The organism is Salmonella sp. SSDFZ69, assembly GCF_004010755.1.
GTDB classification, from domain to species: Bacteria; Pseudomonadota; Gammaproteobacteria; order Enterobacterales; family Enterobacteriaceae; genus Salmonella; species Salmonella enterica.
Genome location: NZ_CP034831.1, coordinates 1,425,283 through 1,439,305, shown reverse-complemented (window position 1 = coordinate 1,439,305; position 14,023 = coordinate 1,425,283). Strand labels below are relative to the sequence as shown.

General features: G+C 49.7%; 11 protein-coding genes and 1 tRNA gene. 5 read left to right on the top strand and 7 right to left on the bottom strand.

Annotated elements, in window-relative coordinates:
* Positions 1 to 29 precede the first annotated feature (29 nt).
* Positions 30 to 785, bottom strand: coding sequence for a phospholipid-binding lipoprotein MlaA (gene mlaA, locus EOS98_RS07050; RefSeq protein ID WP_000776787.1), 756 nt, complete (start codon positions 783 to 785; stop codon positions 30 to 32).
* Positions 786 to 1,073: 288 nt separating this feature from the next.
* Between mlaA and EOS98_RS07045 the strand changes: the two genes are divergently transcribed.
* A complete protein-coding gene (locus EOS98_RS07045) occupies positions 1,074 to 2,015 on the top strand; it encodes a formate/nitrite transporter family protein (protein WP_126523937.1) in 942 nt (313 codons plus the stop codon).
* A gap of 75 nt (positions 2,016 to 2,090) precedes the next feature.
* Positions 2,091 to 2,165, top strand: a tRNA-Arg gene (locus EOS98_RS07040).
* A 156-nt stretch (positions 2,166 to 2,321) separates the two neighbouring features.
* Here EOS98_RS07040 and pgtE read toward each other — a convergent pair.
* The 4 genes from pgtE to pgtC all read right to left on the bottom strand — a co-directional run bounded on the left by pgtE (position 2,322) and on the right by pgtC (position 7,961).
* Entirely contained in the window at positions 2,322 to 3,260 is a 939-nt protein-coding gene (pgtE, locus tag EOS98_RS07035) for an omptin family outer membrane protease PgtE (RefSeq protein WP_000716001.1), read from the bottom strand.
* Between the two features lie 267 nt (positions 3,261 to 3,527).
* A complete protein-coding gene (pgtA, locus tag EOS98_RS07030; protein WP_000930843.1) occupies positions 3,528 to 4,775 on the bottom strand; it encodes a two-component system response regulator PgtA in 1,248 nt (415 codons plus the stop codon).
* A complete protein-coding gene (gene pgtB, locus EOS98_RS07025) occupies positions 4,765 to 6,771 on the bottom strand; it encodes a two-component system sensor histidine kinase PgtB (RefSeq protein ID WP_126523936.1) in 2,007 nt (668 codons plus the stop codon). Before pgtB ends, pgtA begins: the two co-directional genes overlap by 11 nt.
* On the bottom strand, positions 6,768 to 7,961 hold the full coding sequence (gene pgtC / locus EOS98_RS07020; protein ID WP_023203531.1) for a phosphoglycerate transport regulator PgtC: 1,194 nt from the start codon (positions 7,959 to 7,961) through the stop codon (positions 6,768 to 6,770). The genes pgtB and pgtC overlap by 4 nt, the downstream gene beginning before the upstream one ends.
* A 435-nt stretch (positions 7,962 to 8,396) precedes the next feature.
* Between pgtC and pgtP the strand changes: the two genes are divergently transcribed.
* Positions 8,397 to 9,788 (top strand): phosphoglycerate transporter PgtP, encoded by a 1,392-nt coding sequence (gene pgtP, locus EOS98_RS07010; protein WP_000955747.1) that lies wholly within the window; start codon positions 8,397 to 8,399, stop codon positions 9,786 to 9,788.
* Between the two features lie 238 nt (positions 9,789 to 10,026).
* Here pgtP and EOS98_RS07005 read toward each other — a convergent pair whose 3' ends face one another.
* Positions 10,027 to 10,269, bottom strand: coding sequence for a YfdY family protein (locus EOS98_RS07005; protein ID WP_000639889.1), 243 nt, complete (start codon positions 10,267 to 10,269; stop codon positions 10,027 to 10,029).
* A gap of 521 nt (positions 10,270 to 10,790) precedes the next feature.
* Here EOS98_RS07005 and lpxP point away from each other — a divergent pair.
* Both lpxP and ypdK read left to right on the top strand, forming a co-directional pair.
* Entirely contained in the window at positions 10,791 to 11,711 is a 921-nt protein-coding gene (gene lpxP, locus EOS98_RS07000) for a kdo(2)-lipid IV(A) palmitoleoyltransferase (RefSeq protein WP_000484431.1), read from the top strand.
* Between the two features lie 402 nt (positions 11,712 to 12,113).
* Positions 12,114 to 12,185: a membrane protein YpdK gene (gene ypdK, locus EOS98_RS06995; RefSeq protein WP_010723117.1), complete on the top strand. Its 72-nt coding sequence runs from the start codon at positions 12,114 to 12,116 to the stop codon at positions 12,183 to 12,185.
* A gap of 49 nt (positions 12,186 to 12,234) precedes the next feature.
* On the opposite strand, the gene alaC is transcribed toward ypdK, so the two are convergent.
* Positions 12,235 to 13,473 (bottom strand): alanine transaminase, encoded by a 1,239-nt coding sequence (gene alaC / locus EOS98_RS06990; protein WP_000763118.1) that lies wholly within the window; start codon positions 13,471 to 13,473, stop codon positions 12,235 to 12,237.
* Positions 13,474 to 14,023 lie beyond the last annotated feature (550 nt).

Sequence of the window (14,023 nt, the reverse complement as noted above, 5' to 3'; positions counted from 1 at the left end):
ATTGCGCTCACCTTTTTATTTACTGCCGTTTATTCCGAGTCGATCTCTTTGAGTTCGTCCTGAATCGCCTGCGCGTTCGGGTTTTCCTGCGGCTTGAGTTTTCCGCCATTGGCGATAAAGTCATGACGCTGGAAGTACGCCTCACGCACCATAATATAAGGATCGGAAGACTGGCGCAGCAAACCATCGGAGTCCAGCAACTGCGCGCGGGTTTCTATCCCTTCGATAGTCCATTTTCCTATGGACATTGGCCAGGTCAACCACGAGAGCACCGGATACAAGGTATCCGCCATATCCCCGCCATCTTCACGCAGCGTGAAGCTGCCGTAGAACGGAAGTTGCATATAAGGCCCATACCCCACGCCATAATGGCCCAGCGTACTGCCAAAGCGATGCGGTTCAACGCGCTGCAGCTTAGGATTCGCCATTCCCGCGACGTCAATAAATCCGCCCATCCCTAATAAGGTGTTCAGGAAGAAACGGGTGAAATGCACCATACCCTGATAAGGATCGCCCTGCAGGAAATAGTTCACCATGATCGCCGGTTCTTCGAGGTTGCCGGTGAAATTACTTAAACCGTTACGCGCAGGCTGTGGAACATAATCACGCCAGGCGACCGCGACCGGCCGAACAACATACGGGTCCAGCACATTAAAGTTGAAGTTGTACATGGTGCGGTTAAACCCTTCAAATGGGTCTGAACGCCCCTGCTGTTCTGTACCGGAACTCGCACACCCGACCAGCAGTGTGGTTCCCAGCGCCAGCGCCGACAGGCGAAGCTTCATAGATGTCTCCCTGTGAATTATGGCTATCGCTGATTGCCATCCATGACGGAACGCTACCGTATCCGCCTGTTTAGGTGTGAGCGATTTTAACAGCACGTCAAACGATGTCTATATGCGCGATCTCATTGCTTTGAGCATAGCCTGGTAACGCAACAACGTGACGGCCCTATTCTAACGAAACAGATAAAAACGAGCGTGATCATTTTTATTTTTTCGGAGAATGCCCCGGCCTGGGTAAATGAAAAACCGCTACGCTTTATTAATATGTGTTAATCAGCAGAGATCATCATGGATAGCCTTAACGACGATAAAATTAACCGGCACAGCAGTGACCTGGAAGTTGAAAGCGAAGAAAAACAAAGCGGTAAAGAGATTGAAGTGGATGAAGATCGTCTTCCTTCCCGCGCCATGGCGATTCATGAACATATTCGCCAGGATGGTGAAAAAGAGATGGAACGCGATGCGATGGCTTTGCTCTGGTCAGCTATTGCCGCAGGACTTTCTATGGGGGCATCACTCCTGGCGAAAGGGATTTTTCACGTGCAGCTTGAAGGCGTTCCCGGCGGCTTTTTACTGGAAAATCTCGGCTATACCTTTGGTTTTATCATTGTCATCATGGCCCGCCAGCAATTATTTACTGAAAATACCGTTACCGCCGTATTACCGGTAATGCAAAATCCCACTCTGAGTAACGTTGGCCTGCTGATGCGCTTATGGGGCGTAGTCTTATTGGGCAACCTTATTGGCACCGGGGTTGCGGCGTGGGCATTTGAATATATGCCTATATTTGATGAAGAGCCCCGCGACGCCTTTGTCAAAATTGGTATGGAGGTCATGAAAAATAGCCCAACGGAGATGTTTGCCAACGCGATTATCTCTGGCTGGATCATCGCCACAATGGTATGGATGTTTCCTGCTGCAGGCGGGGCAAAAATTGTGGTCATTATTTTGATGACCTGGCTTATCGCGCTGGGCGATACCACCCATATTGTCGTCGGTTCCGTTGAAATTTTGTATTTGGTTTTCAACGGCACGCTGCCCTGGAGCGACTTTCTCTGGCCCTTCGCCCTTCCCACACTTGCCGGAAATATCTGCGGCGGCACCTTTATTTTCGCATTAATGAGCCACGCGCAGATCCGCAACGATATGAGCAATAAACGTAAGGAAGAAGCGAGGTTACGCGGCGAGCGCCTGGAACGGGAGCGGAAAAAAGCGGAAAAACAGCGCTGAGTGGCGACGGTTTAACCAGTCAGGCGGCGCTACACTTACTCCGGCGAATAAAAAACGCTATACTGGCGCCGCGTTGTCCCCTTAGTTAAATGGATATAACGAGCCCCTCCTAAGGGCTAGTTGCAGGTTCGATTCCTGCAGGGGACACCATTGATACCCAGGACATTCTCTTCTTGCTGCATAACCTTTCGAGCGGTTCCCCTTTCATGTTGCTTTTATTGCCCCTATGCAATATCACCGGACATGCCATACGTTCAGCAAAAAGTCGTCATCGGCCGGTTATGACCGATGACATCCCGATGTGGTCTAGAAGCGATACTGCAACCCCGCGGTAACCGTATAGTTATTATTAGCTATACCTGCGGCATCGCCACCAAAATACGCCGTATCACCGCTGGTTTTATCTATGATTTGCGTACCGCCCTTACCTTCTTCATATTTACTGTAAGCGAACTCAGCAAAGATTTTTGCATTACTGGTAATATAATATCCGGCGTCAATAGAAGCGCCATAATATCGTGAATTTTCCGTTTTTTCACGGAAGGTAAGTTTGCGCATGTAGTGTTCGTCATTATCATGCGCATTTACCCAGTCGCTGTATTTAAACAGTACATTACACTCAAAGTCATTAATACGATAATCACCCGCCAGCCCGATATAGGGCATTTCGAAACGCTGGCTATAACCTATGCCGCGCACGCCATGAGGAAAATTACCAATATATCGACCATTATCATAAATATAAGACCCGCCTCTTGCCGTCCAGCTAAAACGGGTTTCCTGATAGCCCGCTGTTACGCCCGCCTTGTAGTTATCGCCCTGCAATAACCAACCTTTCACGTTCAAATCGTATTCATTAGCATAGTTGGCGCTGGTGTCCGGATGAATTGAACGATCGGTCCAGCCAGGCTGCTCACTGCTCATCCAGTCATGGTCAACCATATGACCCGATCCCGACGCCAAAGACGTCCAGCCGCGGGCGTCCAGCGTCATGAACGAATAGGGTTCCCATGATAAATCCCCCTGCAACGTGGCGACATTTTTTATTTTCCAGTCCAGTTGACTCAGCTTCCGCCCGGTGTCGGTATCATAAACCAGCTCCCTGGATTTACCATTTAACACCCCCACAGAAAGGGATGTCGTGACGCTATCAGGAGAGACGTCCGGAATAAATAAGGTAGACTCCGCATAAACCGACTCAGAAAATAGGGCGATCATCATTACTGCAATAGCATGTTTTTTCATTTCTCTTGTCCTCATATTCAGATGTAATCTGGAGAGGTGATGAAGTTTTCATCTTGTCAAATCGTCGGACAAGAGTACATTTATTACGCCAGAGAACTTGACGCATTTTTACCTTATATTGAAGTTAAGAAATAGAATTTGATGCTCAGGTGAATAATAAGCAATCTATAATCATAATGGAATGATTTACCATTACGGTGATGCGACGTTATCTGGCTAACGACATCGTTGCTGATGTTGTCAGCCAGATTGAAAGTAACTGTAATATCAGAATTTATAATGCTCTTTACTTAGACCATATTTTTTCATGCGCAGATAAAGTTTTTTACGGGGAATTTGCAGGTACTCCGCCACTTCATTAATTCGTCCCTGATGAATATTTAATGCTTCGGTAATAATTTGTCGCTCATACTCTTCAACGCGCCGGTCAAGCGGGGTCGGTTCCTGCAGAAGCAGCTGCGGGTTGACCGTTTCCGCCAGCGGCAGCACGCCAACAGCGAAAAGCTCCGCCGCATTAGCCAGTTCGCGCACATTGCTTGGCCAGGCGCGTCGCATTATTCCTTTCAGTAATTCCCCCGCTATTTCCGGCACTGGATGATTGAGTCGCAGGCAGGCTTTTCGAAGATAATGGCGAAATAACGGCTCGATATCATCTGGTCGCTGAGAAAGAGACTGGCAGGCGATTTGGGTCATGGCGAAACAGTAGTAAAGCTCGGCCGCAATCTGGTTAGCTGCCGCCTGCTCCACCAGCGAAGCGCTGCCAACGCCCACCAAACGAAAAGGCCGATGCTCCAGGCTTTGTAAACGCGCCAGATGGTGCTGCTGTTCGCGTGTCAGATATTCGGGATGACTCAACACCAGCGTACCTCCTTGCGCCTGGTCGATGAATGTCTCCAACTGCCCGGCATTCTCCGGCGTGAGTTCATAGCGTACAAACGGCCCTTTCGCGTTACGCCCCAGTTGATGGAGATAACGGGCGCCAGTCATACGTCCAGTGCCATGCTCACCGTAAAACCATACGGCAATGTCCGTTTCCGCCAGTTGTTGTAACCGTTGTCGAAACTGATTCATCCACTCGCTGCGCCCAATCAGTTCAACCTGTAACGTCTGCTGGCAATATTGCCGCCGTGCAATGACCGACCGGCGCTGGCGTAGCGCGTCTTCAATTAATATCAACAGCTTGCCCGGATCGACGGGTTTTTGCAGAAAATCCCAGGCGCCCTTTTTCACCGCATCAACCGCCATCGGTACATCGCCATGTCCGGTAATCAATAAGATTGGCAGTTGATCGTCATCCTGATGAAACAGCGTCATAAGATCGATACCGGAACACCCCGGCATACACACATCGCTCAAAACGATCCCCTCCCAATCCGCTTTTACCCACTCTTTGGCCTCGAAAGGATGGGTAAAGCCACGCACGCGGTAGCCTGCCTGCTCAAGCATTTGGGTATAGGCGTCAAGTACATCAACGTCATCATCAATCAGCAAAATAGAACATTCATCATTCAACATCATCGACATCCGTTACCGAGAATTGCAGCACCACGCAAGCGTTACGCGTCAGCGTCGACGCCAGACGCAGGTCGCCCTTCATTTGCGCCATCAGCGACACGCTAATCGACAGCCCAATACCCAACCCGACAGCTTTACTGGTGGTAAACGGCTTGAGTAAAGAGGGCAACAGCGCCACAGGCCAGCCAGGGCCATTATCTGCAATATAAACCTCCAGCGCCTCTCCCTGCGTCTGCCACGTCACCGCGATCGCCGCATCATGCGAACAGGCGTCAAGCGCATTCGCCAGCACATTCACCAGAACCTGCTGAATACGCACTTCATCGCCGCTAACCCATACGGTGTCGGTTGGCAGTGAAAGCGCTCCCTGCCGGGATTGGTGGCGCATGGCCAATAACTCCCATGCCGCCACGAAAGTTTGGCGCAGATCAACGGGATACAATGGCGTTTCCAGCTCCGCCCGGCGGGTAAACTGCCGCAGCGAACGGATGATGGCGTCAATCCGGTTAATGAGCCCTTCCGCTTTGGTGAGCGTATTTCTCGCCTGTCCGCTCTGACCTTGTTCAATCGCGCGTCCCGCCGTAAATAAATACATTGAAAGCGCATTCAGCGGCTGGTTAATTTCATGCGCCAGCGTGGTCATGGTCTGGCCGACTACCGCCAGTTTCGCCGTCTGAATTAACTCATCCTGCATGGCGCGCAGGTCGGCTTCTATCTCTTTGCGCTCGGCGACCTCTTGTTCAAGCTGTCTGCGTTGCATATTGAGCTGGCCCAGCGTATGGCGTAGCAAACGGGCTATCCGTCCTAGCTCATCGCGCCCGTAAACCGGGATAGTCGAGTCGGTTCTCCCCAGCCCTATCTGTACCACAGCCTGATTAAGCGCGGTAAAACGCTTTACCAGCCGGGAACGGATAAAATAGTGGTTGAGTCCCCAGGCCAGCAGCAACGCCAGGAGCGTTGCCACTAAAATAAGCCCGCCGCTAACGCGGACAATCTGTTCCAGGCGTTGATTGAACGTCTGCATTTGCTGGTGACTACTACCTAACTGCGCCTCAAGCAGCGTGCGAAAGCGCCCTAGCGTAGCCTCTCTGGCGCGGCTGGCGTCCAGTAAGGCTTTTTGCGCCGCAACATAATCGCGCATGGTATCGGGCATCTTATTTTTTACCATCCCGATTTCCAATAGTTCGTCGATGGTTTGCCGCAGCGTGATCGTACTGGGCCAGTCATCCAGCGCACGAATATTCTCATCCGCCGTTTTTTTTAGGTTTTCCAGATAACGAATATGGGTCTCCACCAGCATCCCGTCATTATTGCCGGACTTGAGCTCATTCAATCTGTCGCGCAGGTCGTCAACAATCTGATTTTCAATTCGCGCCAGGGTATATATCTGCTGCTGCTCGTTCTGCACCTCGCGCGAACGTTGCAAATACTGCGCTGCATCGCCCTGATTCGCCTCAATTTGATCGAGCAGCGTCCCCTGCTGCCAGGTAAAATCCTGTACCAGCGAATTTAGCTCCGTGGTGAAATCATCATGGAGCCAGTCAATGCGAGCGGAAAGCTCGCTGACTTTCTCCCGCACCAAAAACATGTTGTAGAGGGCGTTGTCCAGCTCCGCCAGCAAGGTCCGGCTATCCTGTAAAATGACGGCCAGTTGCTGGCGCTCAGCAAGCTGAAGCCCCTGACTGAGACGCTCAATCTTATCCAGATGCTGAATAATCTGCGTACGTAACTGCAAACGTACCGTCGTGTTCGGCGCCAGCAAAAATTCATTGAGTTGATCCACGGCCAGATTCAGGTTCCCCTCAATTAAAAAAGCGGAGTGGATGCGAGGAAAATATTCATCAAGCGAATAGCGAACCTGCGAACTTTGTTCATGCCAGGAATAAAGGCTGACCATACTGACAATCAGCGTCAGTAATGCGCCCGTTAAAAATGCACCCCGTAAACTGTTGCTGATACTGAGCTGACGAAGCCGTTGCAATAATCTCCCCTTCATTTCAGCTCTTCCAGTTTGTGAATCGCCAGCCGCTGATTGTTCAGAAACCAGATCTGCCACTCCATCATTTTTTGTTCGGCAAAGCTTTTATTATCAAACTGCGCCAGCCAGGTTTCATCTTCGCTGCTTGCCGCATCCACCGGGACGCTGGTCAATAAGGCTCTGATTTCAGGTAAGGGGCGTTTAAGCCGCGTTTCTGCGCTGTGCAACGCTCGCCATGCATCTTTAAGCTGCGCAAGACGAAAACTGATCGCGGTATCAAACATGCGTTGTACCAGTTGCTGACGCTTCAGGATCAGACGATAGTTCAACGGCGGCTGGGCCATCAAACGCTGTTGTTGCGCGGCGCGAGGATTATCGGCGCTAAGCGGTGCGACGGGATACTTACCGGTATTCGCGTCAGCCAGTATCCTTTGCCCTTTCGGACTTAATAAGTAATGAATAAAAGCACGCGCTTCGTCTGCATGACGGCTGTTTTTCAACACCGCGACGTAAGTGGGCGACACCGCAGAATACGGGAAATAGGTAAAAGTAAGATTAGGATCGTTAAGTAGCAAATTAGCATAGTTATCAATGACCGGCCCGGCAACGCCAAGCCCGCTTTTGATTTTATCCGCAACCCCGAAACTGCGAGAGGAAATCGTGACCAGATTACCCGAGATTGCCAGCAGCGTCGCCCATCCTGCCGTCCAGCCTTTTTGCTGCAACAGCGACTCCACCATCAAATGATTGGTGTCTGAGCGTGACGGACTGCTCATTAATAGAGCGCCCTGGTAACTGGGCAGGACCATATCCTGCCAGTCGGCAGGCGGCGGAAGATGGCGCGCAGCAAGCGCTGAACGATTGATCAATAGCCCAAATCCGGATACCGCTACCGCCACTGAAGTTGAGCGGATAGAACGCGGCACCAGCTTCTGGCTGGCGGCAGGCGCGCTATCCAATAGCGCCAGCTTTTGGTGCTCCTGAAGGTGTTGCAACAGCATGGGGGATGACGTCAGGATCAGATCGACATTTTCCGCATTCGCCGTATCAAGTAATTGCTCTAAAGAACCGCTGGTACGGTTGAGCGTACGAATCATGACGGAACCCGGCTCCGTCTGCCAGCGCTGGATAATCCAGGCGGTCGCGCTGGGTGAAAAGGTCGTTGCCATAACCAGCTCGCGGCTGTACGCCTGGCAAGAACCGAACATTGCCGCCAGCCATAGCGTAAAAGCGCCCACTCTGGCGAAACGACTACAGCATGAGAAAAGTCGATTTGTGATCCCGTTCATAAATATCGATATCACATAAAGAAAATATTGAGACAAAACTTACCCTTTTATTTCTGTTGGCATCCAGAACAACGTTATTTGAATAATAACGGGTCCGTCGCCCGAAAACATCAATAAAGCGTATCAGATCACTGGCAGCAAATTTGTTAATATCCGCACATGCTAACGATAAAACGGCCATGCCAATAATTAAAGTTTCACCACACCCTTCAGGATGGGTCAAAAATAACCTTTAAATTCACCCAATTGAGTCAATTTTGACACATTTCTTCGACTTGAATTTTATTGTCACTCCTTTCACTCTACCGACAAAACCTCCTGATGTTCATCTCACTATAAAATACAGGTGACTCCATGTTAACAATATTAAAAACAGGGCAATCGGCGCATAAAGTCCCACCGGAAAAAGTCCAGGCCACATATGGTCGATATCGTATACAGGCATTGTTAAGCGTATTTCTGGGATATCTCGCTTACTATATAGTCAGAAACAACTTCACATTATCGACGCCTTATTTAAAAGAGCAATTGGATCTCAGCGCTACGCAAATCGGCCTGCTGAGTAGCTGTATGCTTATTGCTTACGGAATCAGTAAAGGCGTAATGAGCAGTCTGGCGGATAAAGCCAGCCCAAAAGTCTTCATGGCGTGCGGTCTGGTACTCTGCGCGATTGTTAACGTTGGGCTGGGATTCAGTAGCGCATTCTGGATATTTGCCGCTCTGGTGGTCTTCAATGGCCTTTTTCAGGGCATGGGCGTCGGCCCCTCGTTTATTACTATTGCAAACTGGTTCCCTCGCCGGGAACGCGGACGCGTAGGCGCCTTCTGGAATATCTCGCATAACGTTGGCGGCGGGATCGTCGCGCCTATCGTCGGTGCGGCTTTTGCGATATTGGGCAGCGAACACTGGCAAAGCGCCAGTTATATCGTTCCGGCCTGCGTCGCCGTCATTTTTGCCTTAATTGTTCTGGTCTTGGGAAAAGGTTCGCCGCGCGAAGAAGGTCTTCCCTCCCTGGAACAGATGATGCCGGAAGAAAAAGTCGTACTGAAAACGAAGAATACGGCAAAAGCGCCGGAAAATATGAGCGCATGGCAAATCTTCTGTACTTATGTGCTGCGCAATAAAAATGCCTGGTATATTTCGCTGGTGGATGTCTTCGTCTATATGGTGCGGTTTGGCATGATTAGCTGGTTGCCTATCTATCTGTTGACAGTAAAACACTTTTCAAAAGAACAGATGAGCGTCGCGTTTCTCTTTTTCGAGTGGGCGGCGATTCCCTCCACGCTACTGGCAGGCTGGCTGTCAGATAAACTGTTTAAGGGCCGCAGAATGCCGTTAGCCATGATTTGCATGGCGCTGATTTTTGTCTGTCTGATCGGATACTGGAAAAGTGAATCTTTGCTGATGGTAACGATTTTCGCCGCCATTGTAGGTTGTCTGATTTACGTCCCGCAGTTCCTCGCGTCCGTACAGACAATGGAGATAGTCCCCAGCTTTGCCGTAGGTTCCGCCGTCGGATTACGTGGGTTCATGAGCTATATTTTCGGCGCCTCGTTGGGCACCAGCCTGTTTGGCGTCATGGTGGATAAACTGGGCTGGTACGGCGGATTTTATCTTCTGATGGGCGGCATCGTGTGCTGCATTCTATTCTGTTACCTCTCCCATCGCGGCGCGCTGGAACTGGAACGCCAGCGCCAGAATGCGTTACATAATCAGGACTCACTGCAGCTTGCGGACGCACAATAAACGATTAGCCTTCCCGGGGAACAGAAGCGCCGACATTGTCGGCGCTATCTATTCGCTGACATCGTGTATACCAAAAATAATTCGAGTTGCTTAAAAGCGGCAAGGGAGTGAGTCCCCGGGAGCATAGATAACGATGTGACTGGGGTGAGCGACGTCCCGTCAGGGCGAGGCCCATGAATGGGCCGAGTAATCCATAGCCAACACATCAGCAACTTGAAGTATGAAGGGTATGTACTGACTAACGCTTACCGTATCCCACCATAAAGCGAATAATTAACCCACATGCCGGTGCGAGAAAAAGCAATAATCCGCTAACGATGTCATCGCCATCCTGCAGCCATACATTGAGTAAATAAATCAGCGCGGCAAGGATAACCATTCCCGTAAAAGAAGAAACCGCAGAAAAAGCCCCCATCACCTGACCGATATAGCCACTCACGGCAAGTATACTTATTGCAAGAAATGTCCATAAATAGATCATCTATAATACCTCCTGTCTATGGCAAGGCTTCCATATAGCCTTACGGTCCCTCTCACTTCTCCTTTAAGATAAACCTTATCAGCACGTCATTTCCATAACATTTATCTCACATTTTATTTTTCTAATCATTTTTCAATGACCTTCGTCTGAAATAAAATTATTACTGTAAAAACAATGCATTAAAAATAATGATTAGCTTATTTTTGCTACGGAAGAAATATTTACGCTTCTTGATAAAGAATTTCTGGGCGCGAGTAAATAACTGGTGGTACATTAGCCTGCCTGGCGTTCATGCCCTCGTGGTTTAGTACTGACTTAGTTTTACACTCCTTACGGGAACCATTGTCGTACATGATGGCCTAACTATACGTAAATCATTCAAGTTACCCTGATGAGCTTACTCAAGTAAGTGCTTCGGATAAGCGAACGCAACTTGAAGGATGATGCGTATTTCAGAGTGTACCGCTGCGGATAATGACTCTTCTGCGATACATTATTTTCGTATCTACAGAAGGTATTTTATGTTTCCTCAAAGCAAATTTTCACGCGCGTTTTTGCACCCGCGCTACTGGCTGACGTGGTTTGGCGTTGGCGTCCTCTGGTTACTGGTGCAGCTTCCCTACCCGGTTTTGCGTTTTCTGGGCACCCGCACCGGTAAGCTGGCGCGCCCCTTCCTGAAGCGACGTGAGTCGATCGCCCAGAAAAATATTGAACTCTGTTTTCCGACCCTCTCCCGGGAAGAAAGGGAAAAACTGATCGCCGAGAATTTCCACTCTCTTGGCATGGCGCTGCTTGAAACGGGCATGGCCTGGTTCTGGCCTGATAGCCGGGTTCGCAAATGGTTTGATGTGGACGGGCTGGACAACCTTACCCGTGCGCAGGCGCAAAATCGCGGCGTAATGGTCGTTGGCGTGCATTTTATGTCGCTGGAATTGGGAGGCCGGGTAATGGGTCTCTGCCAGCCGATGATGGCGACCTATCGTCCGCATAACAATCCGCTCATGGAGTGGGTGCAGACGCGCGGTCGTATGCGCTCAAATAAAGCGATGATCGGCAGAAACAATCTGCGCGGCATTGTGGGCGCGCTAAAAAAAGGGGAAGCCGTTTGGTTTGCTCCCGACCAGGACTACGGCCCTAAAGGCAGCTCCTTTGCGCCATTTTTCGCGGTTGAAAACGTCGCCACCACCAACGGTACCTATGTACTGTCCAGGCTGTCTGGCGCCGCCATGTTGACCGTTACAATGGTAAGGAAATCCGATAACTCGGGTTATCGTCTGTATATTACCCCTGAAATGGAAGGTTACCCGGCAGATGAAAATCAAGCCGCTGCCTATATGAATAAAATTATTGAGAAAGAGATCATGCGCGCCCCGGAGCAATATCTCTGGATTCATCGCCGTTTCAAGACTCGCCCGCTGGGGGAAGCGTCACTCTACATCTGAAAAAGGCCGCAAGGCCTTTTATTTTGGCATTTCGCATTGCCATAATATTCATATTGTAAATTACTCATTCCTGCTTTTAGCGATAAGTCTCCTGTTTACAGGCGATTTTTTACTGTGTCGGCGACGTCGCTCAATAGCGATTCATCACTGTCAGAAATTAAACTGTCGCCGATTCCCGACACTTGTAAGTTACTAAAAGTAAATAAGAAAATGCCTCTTGTTTCACCTCATTTTTAGGCGTACATTAGCGCCGTCTGGAGCGATGACGCGCAGAATTCTGAGGTGATGCAGGCGATCGAAACACGAATAATTCTCAATTTCGTATTGTCCGGCATCAACTCTCTATAATCAGGTAAGTGTAAGTTCATTTAGGCGTACGACAGGTACGCGGAGAGATGAAACGTGAAATATTTCTTTATGGGCATTTCATTTATGGTCATCGTTTGGGCCGGTACTTTCGCCCTGATGATTTAAAAGTACAATGCAAAGAAAAACAGGAGCCATGGGGCTCCTGTTTGCTTTTCTACTCCGTGCTCGCCTCAACGGGTTTTGGATGTGACGGCAGCACGCCATCGGCGCGGAACATCGCTTTAATCCCTCTGACGGCCTGGCGAATGCGGTCGCGATTCTCTATTAATGCAAAGCGTACATGGGTGTCGCCATAATCACCAAAGCCTATCCCTGGAGAAACACAAACTTTCGCCTCATTCAGCAGCTTCTTGGCAAACTCAAGCGATCCCATCGCCGCATATTGCTCCGGGATTTTCGCCCAGACGTACATTGAGGCTTTCGGCATTTCAACCATCCAGCCCGCCTCATGCAGCCCCTTCACCAGCACATCGCGACGACGTTTATACTGCTCGGCGATATCGCGCACGCACTGCTGATCGCCTTCCAGAGCGGCGATAGCCGCCACCTGAAGCGGGGTAAAGGTGCCATAATCGTGATAACTTTTAATGCGCGCCAGCGCGCTGACCAGGGTTTTATTGCCCACCATAAACCCAATACGCCAGCCCGCCATATTATAGCTTTTCGACAGCGTGAAAAATTCGACCGCCACGTCGCGCGCGCCGGGCACCTGCATAATGGATGGCGCTTTCCAGCCGTCGTACACGATATCGGCATACGCCAGATCGTGCACCACCAGCACATCATAACGTTTAGCCAGAGCGACCACTTTTTCAAAAAATTCCAGTTCGACGCACTGGGCCGTAGGGTTAGATGGAAAACCCAAAATCATCATTTTCGGTTTCGGATAACTTTCGCGAATAGCGCGCTCCAGCTCGTTGAAGAAATCCACCCCCTCTACCAATGGAACCGAACGCACCTGCGCCCCGGCGATAACGGCGCCATAGATATGAATTGGGTAACTGGGGTTCGGCACCAGAACCGTATCACCATGATCCAGCGTCGCCAGCATTAAATGCGCCAGTCCCTCTTTGGAACCGATGGTCACAATCGCTTCGGTTTCCGGATCGATATCGACATCATAACGTTCCTGATACCAGTGAGAAATCGCGCGGCGTAAACGCGGTATGCCGCGGGACGTGGAATAACCGTGCGTATCCGGACGCTGCGCGACGGTGCAAAGTTTTTCGACAATGTGGGGAGGGGTTGCGCCATCAGGATTACCCATACTGAAATCAATAATATCTTCGCCGCGCCGACGCGCAGCCATTTTGAGTTCAGCGGTGATGTTAAAAACATAGGGCGGAAGGCGATCGATACGCGTAAAGCGACGTTCAGGGCGGAAGTCAGCCATAATATCCTCAGATTAACGTTAGCGCCCGGACCGTCCGAGCGACGCTGCCACGATGGTGGCTCCTTTAGAAAATAGCCTGAAAATTTTCTTCCTGTCGAGAGGCTAATGAAAATATTTTTTAGCGACGAAAAAGAGGAACAACCGTAAAAATTTACTTTTTAAGCGTGTCAGTTATAGCATCATACAAATCATATTATTAACAAATTGATATCTTTAAATTTACCTAACGTGGTAAAGCCGACGATAATTTCCTGTCAATAAACCTTATCTCAAATAATCCCCTTTTGATTTTGTGGTTTTTCCTCTTTAATCAAAACCCTTACTAACGATAATGGTATTCAATCATGTCATATTGCGGTGTTTTTCAGGGACATTTCCCCGAAAATGAGGATCCTTTCCAGCAAGATGCCGCGATGAAACCGTAAATAAGGCAGCGAACCGGATACGTATAGTAAAATAAATCCCTGTTTTCGCCTGACTAACCGCCATGACGTGATGACTCAACGCGCTGGTGTTTGATCTTTCGCTCAGCAAGAGTAAAGTGAAATAA

Excerpts from the sequence above, each read along its gene's own strand:
- alaC (WP_000763118.1), bottom strand. The coding sequence starts at position 13,473 with ATGGCTGACTTCCGCCCTGAACGTCGCTTTACGCGTATCGATCGCCTT.
- pgtA (WP_000930843.1), bottom strand. The coding sequence starts at position 4,775 with ATGTTGAATGATGAATGTTCTATTTTGCTGATTGATGATGACGTTGAT.
- pgtB (WP_126523936.1), bottom strand. The coding sequence starts at position 6,771 with ATGAAGGGGAGATTATTGCAACGGCTTCGTCAGCTCAGTATCAGCAAC.
- lpxP (WP_000484431.1), top strand. The coding sequence starts at position 10,791 with ATGTTTCCTCAAAGCAAATTTTCACGCGCGTTTTTGCACCCGCGCTAC.
- EOS98_RS07045 (WP_126523937.1), top strand. The coding sequence starts at position 1,074 with ATGGATAGCCTTAACGACGATAAAATTAACCGGCACAGCAGTGACCTG.
- pgtC (WP_023203531.1), bottom strand. The coding sequence starts at position 7,961 with ATGTTCGGTTCTTGCCAGGCGTACAGCCGCGAGCTGGTTATGGCAACG.
- EOS98_RS07005 (WP_000639889.1), bottom strand. The coding sequence starts at position 10,269 with ATGATCTATTTATGGACATTTCTTGCAATAAGTATACTTGCCGTGAGT.
- pgtE (WP_000716001.1), bottom strand. The coding sequence starts at position 3,260 with ATGAAAAAACATGCTATTGCAGTAATGATGATCGCCCTATTTTCTGAG.
- mlaA (WP_000776787.1), bottom strand. The coding sequence starts at position 785 with ATGAAGCTTCGCCTGTCGGCGCTGGCGCTGGGAACCACACTGCTGGTC.
- pgtP (WP_000955747.1), top strand. The coding sequence starts at position 8,397 with ATGTTAACAATATTAAAAACAGGGCAATCGGCGCATAAAGTCCCACCG.